Genomic DNA, 21235 nt, shown 5'->3' on the forward strand with positions numbered 1-21235 from the left:
TCAGAGAGTTCCGCCCCGCTCAATCCGGTATCCCAGGTCAATTCGCTGATCGCTGATAGCAGCGCCACCCAGGCGCGCAATCAGCTCTTCAGCGGCTCGTTGCCCTACCTGCTCCCGTGGCGTGATTACACTTGCCAGTGGCGGAACCATAACACGACCCACATCGTGGCCATGAAAGCCGGCGATGGCAATTCGCTGGGGCACGGGAATGCCCCGACGCTGACACTCGAAAAACGCCCCGATGGCAACGTCGTCATTCGTGCAGAAGATGCCATCGGTGTCCGGATTCTCCTCCAGAATCTGCGCCATCAGGGTGGCGCCCACACTGAAGGACGAACGTTGCTCACTGCGGAGCGTTATCGGAGTCAGACCCTCCTCCTCCATGGCCCGACAGTAGCCTTCCTGGCGCTGTAACGTGCGGGCATCCAGCCGAACCGCGAGATAGACCACCCGCCGGCGTCCGAGACGGATCATTTCACGCACCATATCGTAGGCCGCACTGACATTGTCGAATCCCACGGCCTGCTCAAACGGTGCCGTGTGCGTGTCCATGATTTCCACCGTCGGCACTCCGGCGGTTTGCAGCATCCTTAGTGTACGCTCGGTATGCTGACTCTCGGACAGGATGACGCCATCCACGTTATAGGACAGCAGCGAGGACAGACTGCGTTCCTCAATTTCGGGACTGTATCCGTAGTGCGCCAGCATCAGGTGATATCCAGCCGGCTCGGTGACCGACTCCAACCCCTTGATGACATCCGCAAAAACCTGGTTGGTCAGTGACGGCAACAAGACACCGATTGCATGGCTGGTGGACTTGGAAAGCAGATCCGGAGCGCGGTTGGGGATATAACCCAGCGCTTCGGCCTCGGCAAAGATTCGCTCCCGCATGGGCTCAGAAACGTTATCCGCGCCCCGCAGACACCGGCTGACGGTCATCTTGGTCGCTCCGACCCGATCGGCAATATCCTGCAATGTGGGACGCCTGTTCTTTACCATCTACGACTCCAGTCATGGTTAAAGCTGTCTATCATACCCGCGAGCAAGCCACGAAATCAGTTCCGGCCACCCCCTCCCCTCAGGCCAAGCCCGGTAACGCACTGCGTGATGATCTGCCCCGGCGTTCCCGACACATCCACGACAATCGCGTTTTCGTCAGAGGCCGGCTCTTCCAGCAATTGAAACTGGCTCTCCAGCATGGCGCGACCATTAAAGTAGTGGTCCGTTCGTCTGGAATGCCGGGCCCAGATGGTTTCAAAATCCCCCTTGAGGTAGACGAAACGTGCCTCTGGATTGCAGTCCAGCAGGCGCGCCCGGTAGCAACGCTTCAGCGCCGAGCAGGCCAGCACCAGGCCACCCTCCTCCCGCCGGATCAGCTCCGCGAGATCATCCAGCCAGCCCCGCCGGTCCTCGTCGGTCAGCGGAATTCCCGCCGCCATCTTTTCTACATTGGCAGGACTGTGATAATCGTCCGCATCGTAAAACCGCACCCCCAACTCGCTGGCAAGCATGGTGCCGGTGAGGCTCTTACCGCACCCGGACACCCCCATTACGATCACTTTGAACGCCGTCATATCACTGCCACCATAGCGCCAGCTGGGGGAACGCGATCAGCAGTCCCAGAGCCACGACCTGGAGCGCGATAAACGGCAGCAGGGCCCGAAATATCTCACCCAGGGTAATGTCCTTCGGAGTCACAGTCTTGAGGTAGAAGGCCGCCGGCCCAAAAGGAGGCGACAGGAAAGACACTTGCATGTTCATGCAGAACACTACCCCGAACCAGATCGGGCTGTACCCCAGCTCCGTCACGATGGGCACGAAGATCGGCATGGTCAGCAGCGCGACACCCACCCAGTCCAGGAACATGCCAAGGATGAGCAGAATCAACATCATGAACAGGATGGTGGTCAGACCATGCCCGCCACTGACGGCGAAGACCATGTCGCGGACGAAATCGATCCCCCCCATGAGGTTGTAAACACCGACCAACGCGGTTGCACCAATCCCGATCCAGATAATCATGCCGCAGACCCGCAACGTGCTGACGGTAGCCTTACTCACCATGGCCAGCGACAACTCACCACGAATCCAGGTACTGATGGCAATCCCCATGACGCCCAGGGCCGACGCCTCGGTGACCGAAGCCACGCCGCCGTAAATACTACCCAGCACCACCACGACCGACATCAGCGGAAACAACAACGCCTTGAAGAAATTCGGTGCCGGGGTCTCGGGCGCATCCTGATCCGAAGGCAAAGGGGCCATCTCCGGCTTCAGCCAGACGCGGATCAGGACGTAGCCCATATAAAGCAGGGCCAGCAACAATGCGGGCGCGAAAGCCCCTTTAAACAGGTCGCCAATGGACACATTGGCCGTCAGCCCATATATGATCAGCACGATACTGGGCGGCAACATGGTGCCGAGTGCCCCACCGGCACAGGTGGTGCCAATGGCCAGTTTGCGGTCATAGCCCAGGCGCAGCATTTGCGGCAGCGCCAGGATACCCAGCAACACCGTCTCGCCACCAATAACGCCAGACATGGAGGCCAGGATCACCGCCACCACCAGCGTCTGTATGGCCACGCCGCCACGAAGCTTACGCCCCAGGCGAGCCATCGCGTCGAACAGATCACGGGCAATGCCGGAATGGTCCAGCAACGAGGCCATCAACACGAACATCGGCACCGCCAGGAACACATAGTTACCAATGAAGCTGTAAAGGCGACTGCTGACGATGGGCAACGCATCCGGGCCAAACCAGCCCAGGGCGAAGACCAGGGCCACCAGACCCGTGGCGAAGGCCAGCTGCATGCCGGTGAGCAGCAGCACTATCAGCATGGCCAGCATCAACAGACTGCCATAACCGATGCCGAGGGAAGCCAGTTCAAACATCAGAGGTCTCCCTTGCCACGGAGATCGCGCACCAGGTGCAACAGAAACTGAAGGGTCATGACAGCAACAGCCACCAGAATGATCACTTTCAGGAACGCGGGGAACGGCGGATTCCAGGCTGAGCCAGATGTCTCAAGGCGCCAGTCTCCCCAAGGGGCCAGCACCGCTTCTGTCGCCATCGACCAGCTCGCAAACAGCAGCATGCCGCAAAAGGCAAGCCCCAGCAGGTGATGGACCACCCGCAACCAGCGCTGGGCACTGGGCGAAACCGCGTCATAGACCAGTACAATGCGGACATGCCGATCGGTGGCCAGGGCATACAGCCCACCAAGGACAAACAGCGTGGCGCCAGCGAAGGTCACGGTTTCGTGTACCCAGAGTGTCGGCGCATCAAATGCATAGCGGCGAATGATCTCGTAAAAAGACACCAGAACGATCACTGCAAACACCAGGCTCAGCTTCTTGCCCAGCCAGACGATGGCCCTGTCCAGCCAGGTGAATCCCACATCTTCGTTATTTTCAACGGACATAATGAACTCCTCGCTCCGGGTCCCGCCAGGGCACCCGGAGGCTGATATCGAGGGAACCTGCTACTCAGAGAAGGCCCTGGGACTCCAGGTATGCGGTGACTGACTGGTACACTTTGCCGGCATTGGGAGACTGCTCTGCGTAGACTTTCCATTGATCGCGGGCAATCGTGCGGAATTTGCGGCGCTCCTCGGCGGACCAGTCGTGGATGGTAATCTCCGGATTGGCACGGGCCTCATTGACGGCCTCCCGATCAGCCATCGCCAGTTGCGTGCTGATGTCCTGCGCAAAGTCCCTGGCGGACACCGTCATGATGACCTGGATGTCTTCCGGCAGCTTTTCCCACGCCTTGAGACCCATGGCAATTTCCAGTAGGGGCAGCGAGTGAAACCCCGGATTGACGGGATGTGAGGCAATGTCGTTCAGGCCGGCCTCATGATTGGTTGAGAACACCGTGTAGTCGGCCGCATCAATCACGCCCTTGCTCAATGCGGTATAAACCTCGGAACCAGGAAGGTTGACCGGCGACGCACCGGCGGCGGCAAAGACCGACTGCACCAGCCCTTCGGGCGCACGCATCTTCAGCCCCTTGAGATCTTCCACCCCGTCAAGCGGCTTTTTCGACACAAACGACTCAAGGCCGGTGCCGCCACCTCCAACAAACTTGACGCCGTACGGTTCATACAGCTCATTCATCAACTCGTAACCGCCGCCGTAATTAATGTAGTCGATGAGCTGATCAGGGCTGGACCAGGCACCCACGGTATTACCAATCAGTCCGAACGCCGGGTCCTTACCGGAAAAATAACCGGTGACCGAAATGTGGCCATCCAATACCCCCATTTTCATTGCTCCGAGGGTTTCAGTGTGGCTGACGATACTGCCAACCGGCAGCAAATCGATCTCAACCCGGCCACCGGTCATGGCTTCCACACGGTCGGCCCAAGCCTGTTGAATCTCGAAATTTTTGACACCAGCAGGGTCTGAAGACTGGAACTTGAAGGTGAAATCGGCGGCGAAGGCATTAAACGCAAGCGTGGCCAGAAACAGGCCAACAGCGTGTCTTGTCGGAAACATATTGGAATCTCCTGATTGTTTTTGTGCCGGCATATGTTACCGGTAACATTGGCGAGTTTATTGGATTTGAAAAGCGCTGACAAGGATGTGTCGGAGAGAAACAGGGGAGAGAAACCGGAGGCAGGAATAAAAAACCGGCCTGCCATCAGACAGACCGGTGAAACGTCAGGGTTTGCGACGTGCTAAAACCTGAGAACTCACTCAGGGTGACGCCAAGGATGTCCGGATCCCCAGCGTCATAGTTGTGACATGAGACTATTCCGAAAGTTCCAGGATCGATCAAAAATTAATCAAATCGCATTCCACCCAACCGTTTTTCCCACCGGCAATTCGGCCTCACGGGCTTCCGGCAGTTGTGGGCGGTACTTCTCTCTCAGCACAAGCACTCTCTCCCGATAAGCCGCCGTTAGATAGGGAACTTCCAGGGTCAGCACCTGATAGATCCCCTGCTTGAGTTCCGTTAACGTGAGGTTGGCGGATTCTTCGCTGGCGTGGGCTGTCTTAAGGAACGCCATCCAGTTGGTGATAACCAGCCAGACGTTCAGCGACATGGCCGAACGCAACTCGTCCGATTGGGGCTCGATAATGCCTGCTTCCGCCATCTTTTCGAAGATCCGGCTGATGGCATCCAGACAACGATCGGTGAATTCCCGGTAGTCCTGGCGTAATCGCCGGTCACCATCCAGCAGGTGCTCCAGATCACGATGAAAAAACCGATAACTCCAGAGTCCATCAAAGACGGATTCAAGATAAAACATCATGTCATCCAGGGTCAGCGGCCGATCCTCTGGAATATCCAGGTAATAATCCACCAGCTTTTCGTACTCCAGGAAGATCTCGTAAATGATGTCCGACTTGTTGCGAAAATGGTAATAGAGGTTACCCGGAGAAATGGCCAGATGGGCAGCGATGTGATTGGTGGTGACGTTCCGTTCACCCCTCTCATTGAACAACTCCAGGCTGGATAACAGGATCTTGTCTCTGGTTTTCATAGGTTCAGCAAGCTTTGTTGTTGTGTGACCGGCGGATGGCCTGATCCGCCATTCGGCTTTCCTTGACTCCCTAGAGTATATACTCTAATAATACCTTCAAGCGCAAATTGAGCATTTTTTCGCCACTATATCTACAACAACAGGGCACCCGGCATGCATCCGGCAGCCCGAGGGGAGAGTACCATGGGAGCCAGCGTCGTCCAGCTCACTGAAAGCAAGAAGCAGATCCAGCACACACATCGCGTTTTCGAAGATCAGAAAAAGGCATTCCGTAACAACTCGATGCCCTCACTGACCGAGCGCCAGGAAAACCTGAAGCGACTGAAACGGGCGCTGCTGAGCAACCAGGACAAGCTGACTGACGCTATCGACCGGGATTTCAGTTGCCGTTCAAAAGACGAATCGCTGATCGCTGAAATCATGCCGTCCATTCAGGGCATCAACTACACCCTGAAAAACCTGGGTGGCTGGATGAAGCCCTCGAAACGCCATGTCTCCGTGTTGTTCCAACCCGCCAGCAACAAGGTGCACTACCAGCCCAAGGGCGTGGTTGGCGTTATCGTGCCCTGGAACTACCCGCTGTATCTGGCCGTCGGACCACTGGTTGCCTCACTGGCAGCCGGTAACCGCACCATGATCAAGATGTCGGAATTCACCCCGCACACCTCGGCACTGTTCAAGGAAATCATTGAGGCCACCTTCCCGGGGGATCTGGTATCGGTGATCACCGGTGAGGCGGATGTCGCCGCGGACTTTTCCAGCCGCCCCTTTGACCACCTGCTGTTCACCGGCTCCACCTCCGTGGGCAAACTGGTGATGCGGGCAGCGTCGGAGAACCTGACGCCGGTTACCCTGGAACTGGGTGGCAAGTCCCCTGCAATTGTCTCCTCCGATGTCCCCATGGAGGACGCTGCCCAGCGCATTGCTTTCGGCAAGGCCTTTAATGCTGGCCAAACCTGTGTGGCGCCGGATTACGTACTCTGCCCCGCGGATCGGGTCCAGGCCTTTGTCGACGAATTCCGCGCGCGCTTTTCCGAAATGTACCCCAGCCTGCGGGATAATGACGACTACACCGCCATCATCAATGAGCGACAGTACGAACGGCTACAGGGCTATCTGGAAGACGCCCGCGAAAAAGGCGCTGAGATCGTCGAACTCAACCCAGCCCGGGAAAACCTGAAGGACGGCACCCGCAAAATTCCCCTGACCCTGGTGCTGAAGACCACGCCGGAAATGAAGGTCATGCAGGACGAGATTTTCGGTCCGATTCTGCCCATCGTCGGCTACGGCGGTCTGGAAGAGGCGATCCACTACATCAACGATCGCCCGCGTCCGCTGGCCCTGTATTTCTTTGGCTACGATCGCTCCATGCAGCAACAGGTGGTGGACAACACCCACTCAGGCGGCATGTGCATCAACGACGCCCTTATGCACGTCGCCCAGGACGACCTGCCATTCGGTGGTATCGGTGATTCCGGCATGGGGCATTACCACGGCAAGGAAGGCTTCCTGACGCTGTCCCATCACCGCGCCATCTTCAGCAAACAGAAATTCAACAGCGGCAAATACGTTTACGCACCTCACGGCACTGCGGCCCATAAGATGATCTATAAACTGTTTATCCGCTGATCCACCTCCGGGCCGGCGGACTCGCTGGCCCGGTATGACCTTTGCCAACGACAACAATAAGAGGGTCCCGGCATGTCCCACCCACCCCACGACCAGAAACCCTTTTCCGCCATGGACCGACGCAGCTTTCTGCGTGCCGGCCTCGGCGGCACACTGTTTCTTGGTACCGTCAGTGTCACCGCGGGCCTCAGTGGCTGCGCAACCGCACCGGCGGGTCGCCTGAATGCCGCCGAGACCCAGGTCGATGACGGCTATCAATTTCAGTTTCTCACTCACGATGACATTGAGCTGTTCCGGGCACTGTTACCAGCCATTGTAGGGCCGGCTTTGACCGAAGAGCCGGAGCCAAGGCGACAGGCGATTGCCGGCACCATCGAGCGGATCGACCAGGGCATGGTCCGGTTCGGCCCGGCCAATCAGAAAGAGTTGCGCAAACTGTTTGATCTGCTCAACTTCGGCCTGACCCGGGTCACCGTTGCCCGTGTCTGGTCCAGCTGGCCCAATGTCACCACATCAGAGGCAGACGCCTTTCTGGAACGCTGGCGCACCAGCGGCATTGGCCTGTTTAACAATGGCTACATCGCCCTGACCAAAATCAGCAACGTGGCATTTTACGGCCACCCCGAGCACTGGCACCTGTCGGGCTACCCCGGGCCGCCGGAATGGGCCATGAACGCCCTGCCCCAGTTTAACAACGCCTGACCCCGTCGCTCGCTGATTACCGGAGATTTCCATGTCGTTAACCGATCGCATTGCCAAGGGCCTAGAGGCCGGCTGGAAAGTCACAGACGCCAGCACCCTGACCGACAACCAGACCCATGAAGCAGATGTGGTGATTATCGGTACCGGCGCCGGCGGCGGTACGACCGCCGAAATCCTGGCCCGCGCCGGACTGTCCGTCATCCTTGTGGAGGAAGGGCGGCTGTATTACCAGAAAGATTTCAAGATGGACGAACTGACGGCCTATGCCTCGCTGTACCAGGAGGGCATGAGCCGGGTCACCAAAGACGGAGCCATTGCCATTCTCCAGGGACGCTGCGTCGGTGGATCAACCACCGTGAACTGGACTTCCAGCTTCCGCACCCCGGAGCCCACCCTGAACTACTGGGCAGACAACTTCGGCCTTGAGAATCTCCGGCCAGAGGCAATGAAACCCTGGTTCGATGGCCGTGAAGAGCGGCATACGGTTTCCCCCTGGTTGACTGACCCCAACCTTAACAACGATATACTGCGCCAGGGCTGCGACCAACTGGGCTATTCCTGGAAGGTGATCCCCCGCAATGTAAAAGGGTGCTGGAACCTGGGGTACTGCGGTGTAGGTTGCCCCACCAACGCCAAACAAGGCGCGCTGACCACGACCATCCCGGGCGCACTGGATCACGATGCCCGGTTATTCCACGGCCTTCGCGCCGACAAGCTGGTCATGAAACAGGACCGGATCGATCACCTCGTGGCTTCAGCAATGTCCGCGGATACCGTGACGCCCTCCGGCGTGAAGGTCCACCTGAAAGCCCGGCACTTCGTGGTTGCGGCCAGCGCCATTGGCTCCCCCGGCCTGTTGCTGCGCTCAGACATTCCCGACCCCCACAATCGCATTGGCAAGCGCTCGTTCATCCATCCGGTGAACGCCACCGTTGCGCGTATGCCGGAGAAAGTCGATCCGTTTTACGGAGCCCCTCAGTCGATTTACTCTGACGAGTTCAACTTCCGTGAGGGCGTCGATGGCCCGGCAGGCTACAAGCTGGAAGTTCCTCCACTGCACCCGGCGATGTCCAGCGGAGTGGTACCCGGCCACGGCGCAGAACAACGGGACAACCTCAAGCAATTGCCCTGGATGCAGTCCGTGATTGCTCTGGTGAGAGATGGCTTCCATCCGGACAGTCCCGGTGGAACCGTCAGTCTGCGGGACGACGGCAGCCCGGTGCTCGACTATCCGGTAACCGACTACCTCTGGGACGGCTTGCGCCGGGCTTTCCATACCATGGCGGAAATCCAGTTTGCCGCCGGCGCCGAGCAGGTCCGCCTGATGCACCTGGATTCCCCCTGGCTCAACAGCTGGTCAGAGGCCAGGGCCGCTATCGACGAGCTGCCCATGGAGCTGCATCGCGTGCGGCTGTTCACCGCCCACCAGATGGGTGGCTGTGGCATGGGAGAAGACCCGCGACAGTCGGTGGTTAACGGTTTCGGTGAACACCACCACGTCAGCAACCTGAGCATTCATGATGCTTCGATCTTCCCTACCAGCATCGGCGCCAACCCCCAGCTGTCGGTGTATACCCTGGCAGCCAGGAACAGCGTGCGGCTGGCCGGCAAGCTCAAAGGCTGACAAAGCAGTAAGTGCCCGGGTATGCTATGGGCTTCTGAACCGAGGAGCAGTGCATGCCTAAAGTTATCTACCCGGGCACCTTTGACCCTATCACCAATGGCCACACCGACCTGATTGAGCGCGCTGGCCGCATGTTCGACGAGATTGTCGTTGCGATCGCCTACAATCCGAAGAAGCAGCCGCTGCTGGATCTGGAGGAACGCTGCGAACTCGTCAGAAAGGCCACCGCCCACATCCCCAACGTCAGTGTCACCGGTTTCAGCAATCTGCTGGCGGATTTCGTGCGGGAGCAGAAGGCAACAGTGATCCTGCGGGGCCTGCGCGCGGTCTCGGATTTTGAGTACGAATTCCAGCTGGCTGACATGAATCGCCGCCTGGCACCGGAAGTGGAGAGCGTGTTCCTGACACCAGCGAACCACCTGTCCTATATTTCTTCCACGCTGATCCGCGAAATTGCGTCTTTGGGCGGAGATGTGTCGGAGTTCGTCGATCCCGCCGTTGAGGCCGCTCTGAAAGAGAAGTTCAATCTATCCTGAGGTGATTGGCGCAGATGATGGCCAACGCGTTACCGCCTCAGAATAGAGGCGGCAACGGTATCACCGTGCCATTGACGTCGACCGCCAGGTCCTTCAGCTGCGCGGACATGGCCAGACGATCACCGTTCCGGGTCATCATCCCTTCCTTGATCAACGGCGCCAATTGCATCATCAGGTCCGGGTGATTCTCGGCAAGAGCCAGAGGCAGGCTCAACTTCATATGCCCGGTCAGTCGCTGCATGACCATCAGCATCTGTGAGCGCTCCTCATCCGACAAGGTCGGGTGCTCAACCATAAGTTCTCCGTTCACCTCACCTTCCGGAGTCACCAGACTGATATCCGGAAAGCCAAAACTGACTCCGTCAGCTGCCAGGTCCAGGAGTGCGCCACTGATCTGATTCATGCTGGCCATTTGCTGCTCAAAAGCAGCCGGCGAACCAGCCTGATTATCCAGGGCAGCAACCTGCAGGTCCGTCATCGCGCTGGTCAGCTCACTCCAGCTGTCCACATTCAGGCCGTTCATCACAAACTCTACTCGCTGGGGCCCGAAGCTTTCACCGTCTGAGGTCAGCGAATCCAGGGTGGCTACGGTTTCAGAATTCACCCGGCGGTCATTGTCCGTTGGCCAGGTCTTGCTGACCATCCTGAACCCTTCCATCCGCAGCGGAGCCTGGTCCCCAGACGCCAGTTCCATAGACTGAAGGCCGGCCTCTCCCTCGCCGGTCCAGACTTCGCCACGCAGGTAGTGCAACGTCTGATCAAGCTGGAAGTCCTTCAGCTGAACCTGCAGGTCCGGTGTGTCGAGCATCATTCCCGGCCACACCATCACAATATCTGCCTCGGTCCCGTTGCTACCGATATCGATCCGACCAAATCCGCCGGACATGTTCAGGGATTCCCCGGTGTTGTCGTTGGTGACTGACATAGCAGGCACCGTCAACTCAGCAATGGCGGTCCCCCAGAGCCGGGTTTCCAGGGTCAGCCTCGGCTTTTCATCCGGGAAAAGGTCAGCGGCCTCTGCAGGCACGCCGGAGATCGGAGCAAAATCCAGCAAACTGCCGGTGATTCCGTGGGAGACTCTCGCTTCGTACTCTATCTGGTGAACGTCTTCACTGGCGGGATCTTCAAACGTCACCGTGCCCTCAAAACGGGCGCTGAGATAACCACGACGATAATCCCGGGTCTCCAGCCGTACAAACGGCTGCGCCGAATTGACTTCCGTGGTCACCTCCTGCCACTGGGTCTCGGTAACCAGGCCCACACCCCAGGGAGCCACTGCGCCAACCACCAATACAACGCCACCAACCATCATCCATGTCTTTTTCACTGTTTTCTCCGCAACAAACTGCTCATTATTGTCCGGTCAGACGCTCCAGCAAAACCAGCTGAGATGCCAGTCGATCTTCCCCTTCTGCCGGTTGATTCTGTAGGTAACTGCCATCCGGCTGCAAGACCCAGGCCTGACAGTTATCGGCCAGATAAGTGTCCAGATCCTCTCGCACCCGGGCAATCAGGCTGGGATCTTCGATGGGAAATGCCGTCTCCACACGGCTTAACAAATTGCGTTCCATACCATCGGCACTGGAGCAATAGACGTCTGGACGACCGTTATTGCCGAAGTAATAGACTCGGGTATGCTCCAGAAAGCGACCAATAATGGACCGGACCTGGATATTCTCGGATAGTCCGGGTACTCCTGGCCGCAGGCAACATACGCCACGAATGATCAGGTCGATTTTCACCCCGGCCTGGGACGCCCGGTACAATGCCTTGATCAGCTGTGGCTCGGTAAGGGCATTGAGCTTGAAAATGATCCTCCCGTTCTGACCAAAACCCGCCTCCCGATCAGTCAGGCTCAGCAAGCTGCTATGGAGAGTAAACGGGGCATGGAACAGCTTCTTGATCTTCAGCGCCTTGCCCATGCCGGTCAGTTGCTGGAACAGCTTATTGACGTCATCACCAATGGATTCATCGCAGGTCATAAAGCTGTAGTCCGTGTATAGGCGGGCATTGCCAGCGTGGTAATTGCCTGTTCCCAAATGGACATAGCGCCGGAGCCGCCCCTCTTCCCGGCGCACGATCAGGATCATCTTGGCGTGGGTTTTATAGCCCACCACCCCGTAAACCACTATCACCCCGGCTTCCTGCAGACGGCTGGCCAGTTCCAGGTTTTCCGCTTCACTGAAACGGGCACGCAATTCGATCACCGCGGTGACTTCCTTCCCGCGCCGGGCGGCATCCGCCAGCGCCTCAACGATCTCGGAGTCGGCGCCGGTGCGGTACAGGGTCTGACGGATGGCCAGTACCTGAGGGTCCTTGGCCGCCTGCCGCAACAGATCAATCACCGGGCTGAAATTATGATAGGGATGCAGTAGCAGGATCGGACGCTTGCGAATGGCGTCGAACATGGATTCCTTGCTGCGGATCTGTCGCGGAATGGACGGCGAAAATCCGGAGTAGGTCAGGTCCTGCCGATCCACAAGCCCCCCGACCGCCATCAAGCGGGTCAGGTTAACCGGACCATGAACCTGGTAGAGGTCACGTTCGGTGAGTTTGAATTCCTGCAACAGGAAGTGGACGAGTTCCTCCGGGCAGTTATCGGCCACCTCAAGGCGCACGCCATCACCAAAGCGACGACTGAGCAGTTCACCACGCAGCGCCGAAGCAAGATCTTCCAGATCGTCCTCCAACTCCAGGTCGGCGTTGCGGGTCAGGCGGAACTGATAGCATCCCTTGACCTCCATGCCCGGGAACAGTTCATCGGCATGGGCGTGGATCATCGAGGACAGGAACACCAGATTATCGCCGCCGCCACAGACATCATCGGGCAGCCGCACCAGTCTTGGCAGGGAACGCGGTGCCGGCACAATCGCCATGCCGGTTTCGCGACCGAAAGCATCCTTGCCGTCCAGTTCCACAATGAAGTTCAGGCTCTTGTTGACCAGTCGCGGGAAAGGATGGGACGGGTCCAGCCCGATCGGGCTGACTACCGGCAGGATCTCTTCCTCGAAATAGCTGCGCACCCATTCCGCCTGGGCCGGAGTCCACTCCCGACGCCTGACAAAATGGATATTCTCCTGCTCCATTTCCGGAATCAGTACGTTATTGAGAATGTCGTACTGTTCACTAATGTATTCATGGGCCACACGGCTGATTTCTGCCAGGGCCTGTTCGGGCATCATGCCATCGGAATTGACGGTCTCCCGGCCATACTTCATCTGCTGGCGCAGACCGGCGACCCGGATTTCGAAGAATTCGTCCATGTTGCTGCTGAAAATGCAGCAATAAATCAGGCGATTGATCAGTGGATGAGTGGTATCCAGCGCCTGCTTGAGCACCCGGTAATTGAACTGCAGCTGGCTGAGCTCCCGGTTAAAGAAGTTTTCAGCAGCACCCAGGTCAACGTCCGGCGCGGCACTCGGTACTTCAACCGGGGCCGGAACGCTCGGTACCTCAGCGTCACTCAGGTTTTCAACAGATCCACCACTCATAACTCATCGATTCCAGCTTGATGGGCTCCTCCCTCCAGTGGGATTCCGGAGCCCATGATTCATTCGTCAGCGTTACCCGTGCGCCTGCTTCAACAGACGCGCCGCCCTGACCGCAAAATACGTCAGGATGGCATCTGCACCGGCACGACGCATGGCCATCAGGCTTTCCATCATCACCGCATCGCCATCCAGCCAGCCGTTTTCTGCCGCGGCCATGTGCATGGCGTACTCCCCACTGACCTGGTACACAAACGTTGGCACCTGCAGTTCGTGTTTGACGCGATGGACGATATCCAGGTACGGCATGCCCGGTTTGATCATCACCATGTCGGCACCTTCCGCCAGATCCATCGACACTTCTTGAAGTGCCTCATCACTGTTGGCCGGATCCATCTGGTAGGTCCCTTTGTCGCCCTTGCCAAGATTGGCCGCCGACCCGACGGCATCCCGGAAGGGGCCGTAATAGGCAGAAGCATACTTGGCAGAGTAGGCCAGAATGCGGGTATTTACATAACCCGCCGACTCCAGGGCATTCCGGATTGCCGCAACGCGACCATCCATCATGTCCGATGGCGCAACAATATCCGCCCCCGCGTCGGCATGGGACAGCGCCTGATTGACCAGCGCTTCAATGGTCACGTCGTTGAGGACATAACCGTCATTATCAACAATACCGTCCTGCCCATGGGTGGTGAACGGGTCCAGCGCCACGTCAGTGATTACCCCCAACCCGGGATGTGCTTTTTTCAGCGCCCGAACCGCACGCTGAGCCAGACCATCTGAGTTCCAGGCACCTGAACCCGAAGAGTTCTTTTGCTCAGCCGGAACAACAGGAAACAGTGCAACAGCGGGAATACCAAGCTCAACCAACTCTGCCGCCTGCTCCACCAGCAGATCAATACTCAGACGCTCAACGCCCGGCATCGACGGTACCGGTTCCCTTTGACCTTCACCTTCCAACACGAACACCGGGTATATCAGGTTATCAACACTTAACCGATGCTCTCGCACCAGGCGTCTGGAAAAATCATCCGCCCGATTACGACGTAGGCGAGTAGCAGGGAATACACGACTTGTTGAACGCACGAAGCACCTCCTGGGTGGCGAGTAGGACACAAATCACACACCGACCGGACAACCCGGTTGGTCCGTCACCTCATCATACACGCCCGCACTACCAGGAGCAGGCTCCGGTTGGGCCCTTTTTCCATGGATTGCAGAAGTTTACCAAAATGGTATGACAACAAGGTTACTGCAGGGAATCCAGAGCCCTGGCCCGTACCCGGTCCGGACCACTGAAATAGCGCCCCCTCAAATCCTTGATGGCGGCTTCTCTCTCGGGCTCCGCCAGACCGGCACGCTCCAGCGCCTGACGCTCCTGACGGTAGGCCTGCCAGCGCTGGTCCCAAGCCTGTTGCCGTGCCTCCACTTCCGCCAGCTGTTGCGAAATCTTGACGCCAAAGGCCTCCTCGCGCCAGGCCCTCAGGGCTTCGGGGTTATCTGCCAGGTTCTGTCGCGCGAGCTCATACTCAGCAAAACGCCGAGTATCCTCACGCGCCCGGAGCAGCGGCCCCGGCAGGGCCTGCTCCGCCGCAACCAAGGCCTGTGCGCGCTGTTCCTCCGTCAAGGTGTCATCGCCGGCGATACGGCGCTGCTCCAACTGGAAGCGATCCACAGCTTCCTCTCTGGCAAAGAACGCCTCGGCGGTATCAGCATCCAGCCAGGCCCGCCGTAACGCCTGAATTTCCTGCATACGGCGCTCAGTCTCCCTCAGGTTATTCACCGGCCCCTGGCCGTAGGATGCCTCGAGATCGCCCAGCGCCAGCTTGTAATCCAGGTAATTTCCAAGAATATTCAGGGCCTCCGAGTGCGCCGGCTCAACCAACCTGCCCAGTTCCTGTTCAATGCGCGCAACCAGTTGCCGCAGGGGCTCCTCCCCCAGCGCCGACAGGTAGTATTCAAATAACTGACGCAACGATGGTGTTGGTATCAAATTGCCATTGCGATCCACCCTGGCCCAGCCTGACGGAGCGGACGTTCCACTCAGGGAGGCCGGCAGGGCTTCGGGGACCACTGCTGTGTTCGTCTGACCAATCCACTGTGAAGGTCGACCGACATTGTCCGAACCGGAGGCCCCAGACAAGTGATCGGCCCGTTGGTTGCTGCCTGGCAGAGTCGGCTCCGGGTCAATCCCGGGTCGGGGATATGCAAGTGCAAAGATGACTGTGGCTGCTATGATCAACAGCAAAGCCGTTGCCAGCCAGGAGAGAGCTTTCATAATGTACAGCTTCTTGTTGGAGTTATCGCCCAGCCATTTACAAGCACGGCTGATACTGAAAGGACCCAGAATAGAGCAATGGTTGAAGACACGCTGAGACAGCGTTCAAAAACAGACCCACAACCAGTAGCTGTGGGTCCGGACGATCAGAGGGATCGGTTATTGAAGCCGACATCCACCTTGCGGGAAGAATCGGAACGGAACGATGTGTCCACTTCCTGGATCTCCCCACCCTGGCTCAGGAACGCCTCAATATCCGCCTGTAACTGTGCACGCACCCGGGCACGACCGGCAACAGAGTGGTTGTCCTCACTGTCGCTGCTCCAGCTTCCGGATGGCTCCACGTTGCTTTCGTCGAAATCACTCATGACCTTTACCTCCATCAACGAAAACAAAACTACGAGCGCACCTGACCCGGCATGGGGAGGGCCGCTCCACCTCGGCAACAACCGACCGATCAGTGTGCCTTGGCGTCTTTATAATCCGCTTTTTCTGACAACGCCATTTACAGGCAAAGGATTTTTTGTAACTTTTTGTAACTTATTACAATTAACTGATTTTTAACGGAATAATAAAACATTAACCGACTCTCAGTTGGTTGACACAAGAAATGAATAATGATTCACTGTTTAAGAGGAGCCAATATGGCCTACCGGGAAACGGAAAAGATGCGCATGCGCAAGGCGGAGGCTCGTCAGCGCATTGTCAGTTGTGCCTATCAATGCGTAGCGAAAAGCGGCTTTCACAGCGCCAGGGTCACTACCATTGCGGCGATGGCAGGCGTTGCGACAGGAACAATCTACCGCCATTTCGAGTCCAAGGAAGACCTGTTTGCGGAAATTTTCCGGCTGGCAACCCAAAGGGAGGTCGACAAGGTCGCGGAAGCGCTGTCCACCCAGGGCGATGCCACCGTACGGCTTGAGGCAGCCTTGCGCCAGTTTGCCGAACGCGCCCTGCGGGGGCCCGTTATGGCCTGGTCATTGATTGCAGAACCGGTTGACCCGAAAGTGGAGGAGGAGCGACTGGCCTACCGACAGGCCTACGCCGAGCTGTTCGAAAAGGCCATCAGCGAAGGCATTGAAGAGGGATGCATTCCCGAACAGGACGCGCGCCAGAGCAGCACATGTCTGGTAGGCGCTATCGCCGAAAGCCTGGTCGGCCCTTTGTCCCCGGCCCAGGCGGCTAGCCAGGCCGAACCGATAAACGACAACTACGAGCCACTGGTCAACTCCATCCTACGCTTTTGCATACAGGGGCTGACCGGTACCAGGAGGTAACATGAACGCCCGTCAGCCTGCAGCAACGGCCATCAACGCAACTGGACCGGAAGATCGCTATCTGGCCGTGACCCACGACGTGGTCAATCAGCCCCCGGCCCTGGAAGACTACAATCTGTTCGACCAGGACACGGCTCTCAGGGAAGCGGTAGAACGCGAGGGTGGCAATGCAGCCGCTGACGATCTCATGGCCTTTGGCGCGCTGGCCGGTAGTCGGGAAACCATTGAGCTGGGCTTCCGCGCCAACGAAAACAAGCCGGTTTTTAACACCCATGACCGCTTCGGCCACCGCATTGATCAGGTGGACTTCCACCCGGCTTATCACCAGTTGATGTCCATTGCCATGGAACACGGCCTGCACAGCAGCCCCTGGACTCACCCCGGCCAGGGCGCCCACGTTGCGCGGGCGGCCAAATATTATATGCACTCCCAGGTGGAAGCGGCACACTGCTGCCCCATCACCATGACCTTTGCGGCGATCCCGTCCATCCGCAAGCAGCCAGAACTCGCCGCCCTCTGGGAAGATCGCATTCTCGCCAACCGGTACGACCCCCGTAACCTGCCCGATAGCCAGAAACAGTCCGTAACCATCGGCATGGCGATGACCGAAAAACAGGGCGGCAGCGACGTCCGCGCCAACAGCACACGCGCCTACCCGGTAGGCACCGAAGGCCCGGGACAGGCCTACGAACTGGTTGGCCACAAATGGTTTGTCTCCGCCCCCATGTGCGATGCCTTCCTGGTACTCGCCCAGACAACCAGCGGACTGTCCTGCTTCCTGATGCCACGCTGGCGTCCGGATGGCAGCAAGAATCCGTGGCAAATCCAGCGCCTCAAGAACAAGATGGGTAACGTTGCCAACGCCTCCAGCGAAGCGGAACTTCGCGGCGCCCTGGCCTGGATGGTTGGCGAAGAGGGCCGCGGCGTACCCACCATCATCGAAATGGTCGCCATGACCCGTTTCGACTGCATGATCGGCAGCTCCGCCGGCATGCGCCAGGCCCTGGCACAGGCCACACACCACTGCCGCCACCGCAGCGCCTTCGGCCAGCGTCTCAGCGAACAACCGCTGATGCAGAACGTCCTCGCCGATCTCGCGCTGGAAAGCGAAGCCGCCATGGCCTACACCATGCGCATCGCCCGCGCTCTGGACAACCAGCATCAGGAACACGAACGCCTGTTGGCACGACTGGCCACACCGGTCGGCAAATACTGGATCTGCAAACGCACCCCGAACCACGCCTACGAAGCCATGGAATGCATCGGCGGCAGCGGCGTCATGGAAGACTGCATCATGCCCCGCCTTCTAAGAGAGTCACCGGTAAACGCCATCTGGGAAGGCAGCGGCAACGTCCAGTGCCTCGACACCTTGCGTGCCCTGCAGAAAGAACCGGAAACACTCGACGCATTTTTCCGAGAAGTCGCCGAAGCCAAAGGCACCGACGCCCGCTTCGACCATTTCGTCGCCCAACTGCAGAACGACTTCAAGGACATCAGCGACTTCCAGTACCGCGCCCGCAACCTGGTCGACCGCCTGGCCCTGGCCATGCAGGCCAGCCTGCTGCTGCGCGGATCCGACCCGGCAGTAGCCGATGCGTTCTGTGCCTCCCGCCTTCAATCTGGCGGCGGCCTCAACTACGGCAACCTGCCATCGGGCACCGATGCCGCGGCCATTATCAAACGGGCTACGCCTGTAGTAGGCTAATCTTAATGATCGCCGGATTATCGCGGCGGTCGATTTAGCGGACTACACTAGAACCGTTGGCGAACCGGCGGGGGATGGCTTTCCAAAACTGTGCGGAGCCATGGATGGCGGAGCCCAAGCGCCACATGGATGTGCCGAAGGAGCGTGTTTTGGAAAGCCATCCCCCGCCGGTTCCTGCACCAAAGCCGAATCACATATGTCTGAAGCTCTGAGAAAACTGCTCAATCAATCTGGCCCGACACCGGTGATCACCCCTCACGTGGGCGTACTCACCCTGCACTTCCAGCTCTATGGCTGTGAAGACCTCAAGGCCAAACGCAAAGTCTTTACCGCCCTGAAAGCCGTATGGGGCCGGGAGCCGGATCTGGCCGTCGCGGAAACCGCCGACCAGGACGCCCTCGACTGCGCCACCTGGACGATCGCCGCCCTCGGCAGCTCAACCCAACAAATCACCCAGCGCCTGGACCAGATTGAAAAAGCCATCCAGGAGCGGATAGATGCTGCCATACTGGACGTACACCGGGAAATTCTCTGAGGCACCTATCCCGGCCTGTGTGGCACAAGATTTCACCAGGTCGTATACTACGCCTCCTTTCAGAGGCTCGGAGGCCATAAGGGAGGCCAGAGCGTCCGGTTAATACCGGGCAGGACAATTTTCCAACGTCGGAATCAAGTATCCGCCAGGCATCCGGAACAAGCCGGCGGATGACCACCGTTTGACAGTGTGTGGCGCTCGTATGACCGGAAAGAAAAAATCCGCCCAGGCCTCGGTCGAGGCGATGTACCGTGTATTCACGGTGCCCGAGGCACCGGAATCCACCCTGAGTCGGATCGACCAGAACATTTCCCGCAATCTTGCAGGCTTTCTGCAGGAACACATTGTGGCCGTGGAACGGGATCTGTCCGAGGTGGAGAAAGACTTCTCGGACTACGCCATTCCGGAAAAGCCCGTGTTTGTTTCCGAGCAGGCCCAGTTCCTGCTGGACAAGCTGGTGGCGAACTCTGTGCATACCGCCTCCCCCAGCTTCATCGGACACATGACCTCGGCACTGCCTTACTTCATGCTGCCGCTGTCAAAGATCATGATTGCCCTGAACCAAAACCTGGTGAAGACCGAAACCTCCAAGGCGTTTACCCCCATGGAGCGCCAGGTCCTGGGCATGATCCACCGCCTGGTCTACGAACAGGACGGCGCCTTCTACCGCAAGTGGATGCACGATCCCCGCTTTGCCCTTGGCGCCATGTGTTCCGGCGGCACCGTCGCCAACCTGACCGCCCTGTGGGTGGCCCGCAACCGTGCGTTCCCGGCCGAAGGCAGCTTCCGTGGCATCCATCAGGAAGGCCTGTTCCGGGCCCTGCGCTACTATGGCTACGAAGGTGCAGCAATCCTGGTTTCCCGTCGAGGCCACTACTCCCTGCGTAAAGCCGCCGACGTACTCGGCCTGGGCCGTGAATTCCTGATTCCGGTGGATACCGACGACGATAACCGCATCCAGACCGATGCCCTCCGGGACAAGTGCCTGGAGCTGCAAAAACAAAAGATCAAGATCATGGCGATCTGCGGCATCGCCGGCACCACCGAAACCGGTAACGTCGACCCGTTGGATGCCATGGCCGACATCGCCCGGGAATTCGGCGCCCACTTCCACGTCGACGCCGCCTGGGGTGGGCCCACGCTGTTCTCGCGCACCTATCGTTCCCTGCTGCGCGGCATCGAACAAGCCGATTCCGTCACCTTCGACGCCCACAAACAGCTCTACGTCCCCATGGGCGTTGGCCTGGTGGTATTCCGCGACCCCAGCCTGGCCAGCGCCGTTGAACACCACGCCCAGTACATCATCCGTAAAGGCTCACGAGATCTCGGCAGCACTACCCTGGAAGGCTCACGCCCGGGCATGTCCATGCTGATCCACTCGGGCCTGAAGATCCTCGCCCGAGAGGGCTACGAAATCCTCATCGACCAGGGCATCGACAAGGCACAGACCTTCGCTGACCTGATCAACGTCCAACCGGATTTCGAGCTGATCACCAAACCCGAACTGAACATCCTGACCTATCGCTACTGCCCGGAGGACGTGCAACAGGCACTGGCGCTGGCAGATGAATTGCAGACAGAAAAACTGAACGCCTGCCTGAACCGCATCACCAAGTTCGTCCAGAAAACCCAGCGGGAACGCGGTAAGGCGTTTGTCTCCCGGACCCGGCTGGAGCCGGCCCGGTACTTCCACTATCCATGCATCGTTTTCCGGGTGGTTCTGGCCAACCCGTTAACCACACGGGAAATCCTGGAAGATATTCTGGCGGAGCAGCGGGAACTTGCGACTACTGAGGAAGGGGTACAGGACGAAATCAACATCCTGCATCAGATGGCCAGCGCGGTACTTAAACAGCATCAACCGGATGCGCGGCAGGCCTGAGTTTGCACCCAGACTTGCTGTGAGCGGTGCGGGGGCGGCTTCAAAAACCCTGCGGAGCCATGGATGGCGGAGCGGAGCGTACAGGGA

19 protein-coding genes are annotated in these 21235 nt (G+C 58.5%); 8 read left to right on the forward strand and 11 right to left on the reverse strand.

Features of this window, described 5'->3' with window-relative positions; genetic code table 11:
* The 6 genes from MARLIPOL_RS05500 to MARLIPOL_RS05525 form a co-directional block, all read right to left on the reverse strand.
* Positions 1 to 999: a substrate-binding domain-containing protein gene (locus MARLIPOL_RS05500; RefSeq protein ID WP_012137103.1), complete on the reverse strand. Its 999-nt coding sequence runs from the start codon at positions 997 to 999 to the stop codon at positions 1 to 3.
* 56 nt (positions 1000 to 1055) lie between these two features.
* Positions 1056 to 1574: a gluconokinase gene (locus MARLIPOL_RS05505; protein ID WP_012137104.1), complete on the reverse strand. Its 519-nt coding sequence runs from the start codon at positions 1572 to 1574 to the stop codon at positions 1056 to 1058.
* A gap of 1 nt (position 1575) precedes the next feature.
* Positions 1576 to 2892 (reverse strand): TRAP transporter large permease, encoded by a 1317-nt coding sequence (locus MARLIPOL_RS05510; RefSeq protein WP_012137105.1) that lies wholly within the window; start codon positions 2890 to 2892, stop codon positions 1576 to 1578.
* Positions 2892 to 3422, reverse strand: coding sequence for a TRAP transporter small permease subunit (locus MARLIPOL_RS05515; protein WP_012137106.1), 531 nt, complete (start codon positions 3420 to 3422; stop codon positions 2892 to 2894). The genes MARLIPOL_RS05510 and MARLIPOL_RS05515 overlap by 1 nt, the downstream gene beginning before the upstream one ends.
* A 64-nt stretch (positions 3423 to 3486) precedes the next feature.
* A complete protein-coding gene (locus tag MARLIPOL_RS05520; protein WP_012137107.1) occupies positions 3487 to 4497 on the reverse strand; it encodes a TRAP transporter substrate-binding protein in 1011 nt (336 codons plus the stop codon).
* 290 nt (positions 4498 to 4787) lie between these two features.
* Entirely contained in the window at positions 4788 to 5489 is a 702-nt protein-coding gene (locus MARLIPOL_RS05525) for a TetR/AcrR family transcriptional regulator (RefSeq protein WP_012137108.1), read from the reverse strand.
* Between the two features lie 183 nt (positions 5490 to 5672).
* Between MARLIPOL_RS05525 and MARLIPOL_RS05530 the strand changes: the two genes are divergently transcribed.
* The 4 genes from MARLIPOL_RS05530 (at position 5673) to coaD (ending at position 9980) form a co-directional block, all read left to right on the forward strand.
* On the forward strand, positions 5673 to 7118 hold the full coding sequence (locus MARLIPOL_RS05530) for a coniferyl aldehyde dehydrogenase (protein ID WP_012137110.1): 1446 nt from the start codon (positions 5673 to 5675) through the stop codon (positions 7116 to 7118).
* A gap of 72 nt (positions 7119 to 7190) precedes the next feature.
* Positions 7191 to 7820, forward strand: coding sequence for a hypothetical protein (locus MARLIPOL_RS05535; RefSeq protein ID WP_012137111.1), 630 nt, complete (start codon positions 7191 to 7193; stop codon positions 7818 to 7820).
* Between the two features lie 31 nt (positions 7821 to 7851).
* Complete coding sequence (locus tag MARLIPOL_RS05540; protein ID WP_012137112.1) at positions 7852 to 9444, forward strand: GMC family oxidoreductase; 1593 nt, start codon at positions 7852 to 7854, stop codon at positions 9442 to 9444.
* Between the two features lie 53 nt (positions 9445 to 9497).
* Positions 9498 to 9980, forward strand: coding sequence for a pantetheine-phosphate adenylyltransferase (gene coaD / locus MARLIPOL_RS05545; protein WP_012137113.1), 483 nt, complete (start codon positions 9498 to 9500; stop codon positions 9978 to 9980).
* Between the two features lie 37 nt (positions 9981 to 10017).
* On the opposite strand, the gene MARLIPOL_RS05550 is transcribed toward coaD, so the two are convergent.
* From MARLIPOL_RS05550 to MARLIPOL_RS05570, 5 genes are all read right to left on the reverse strand, one after another.
* Positions 10018 to 11307: a DUF945 family protein gene (locus tag MARLIPOL_RS05550; RefSeq protein ID WP_228677572.1), complete on the reverse strand. Its 1290-nt coding sequence runs from the start codon at positions 11305 to 11307 to the stop codon at positions 10018 to 10020.
* A gap of 25 nt (positions 11308 to 11332) precedes the next feature.
* Entirely contained in the window at positions 11333 to 13471 is a 2139-nt protein-coding gene (gene ppk1 / locus MARLIPOL_RS05555) for a polyphosphate kinase 1 (RefSeq protein ID WP_012137115.1), read from the reverse strand.
* 72 nt (positions 13472 to 13543) lie between these two features.
* On the reverse strand, positions 13544 to 14557 hold the full coding sequence (gene hemB / locus MARLIPOL_RS05560; RefSeq protein WP_012137116.1) for a porphobilinogen synthase: 1014 nt from the start codon (positions 14555 to 14557) through the stop codon (positions 13544 to 13546).
* 163 nt (positions 14558 to 14720) lie between these two features.
* The gene (locus MARLIPOL_RS05565; protein WP_012137117.1) at positions 14721 to 15749 is read right to left on the reverse strand and encodes a lipase secretion chaperone; all 1029 of its coding nucleotides are present in this window, start codon (positions 15747 to 15749) and stop codon (positions 14721 to 14723) included.
* Positions 15750 to 15895: 146 nt separating this feature from the next.
* Positions 15896 to 16117 (reverse strand): hypothetical protein, encoded by a 222-nt coding sequence (locus MARLIPOL_RS05570; RefSeq protein ID WP_012137118.1) that lies wholly within the window; start codon positions 16115 to 16117, stop codon positions 15896 to 15898.
* A gap of 276 nt (positions 16118 to 16393) precedes the next feature.
* Between MARLIPOL_RS05570 and MARLIPOL_RS05575 the strand changes: the two genes are divergently transcribed.
* The 4 genes from MARLIPOL_RS05575 (at position 16394) to panP (ending at position 21148) form a co-directional block, all read left to right on the forward strand.
* The gene (locus MARLIPOL_RS05575; protein ID WP_012137119.1) at positions 16394 to 17026 is read left to right on the forward strand and encodes a TetR/AcrR family transcriptional regulator; all 633 of its coding nucleotides are present in this window, start codon (positions 16394 to 16396) and stop codon (positions 17024 to 17026) included.
* A gap of 1 nt (position 17027) precedes the next feature.
* Positions 17028 to 18731 (forward strand): isovaleryl-CoA dehydrogenase, encoded by a 1704-nt coding sequence (locus MARLIPOL_RS05580; protein WP_012137120.1) that lies wholly within the window; start codon positions 17028 to 17030, stop codon positions 18729 to 18731.
* 196 nt (positions 18732 to 18927) lie between these two features.
* Entirely contained in the window at positions 18928 to 19266 is a 339-nt protein-coding gene (locus MARLIPOL_RS05585) for a DUF503 domain-containing protein (protein ID WP_036190768.1), read from the forward strand.
* A gap of 202 nt (positions 19267 to 19468) precedes the next feature.
* A complete protein-coding gene (panP, locus tag MARLIPOL_RS05590) occupies positions 19469 to 21148 on the forward strand; it encodes a pyridoxal-dependent aspartate 1-decarboxylase PanP (RefSeq protein WP_012137123.1) in 1680 nt (559 codons plus the stop codon).
* Positions 21149 to 21235: the final 87 nt, after the last annotated feature.

The organism is Marinobacter lipolyticus SM19 (assembly GCF_000397065.2).
Lineage (GTDB): Bacteria > Pseudomonadota > Gammaproteobacteria > Pseudomonadales > Oleiphilaceae > Marinobacter > Marinobacter lipolyticus.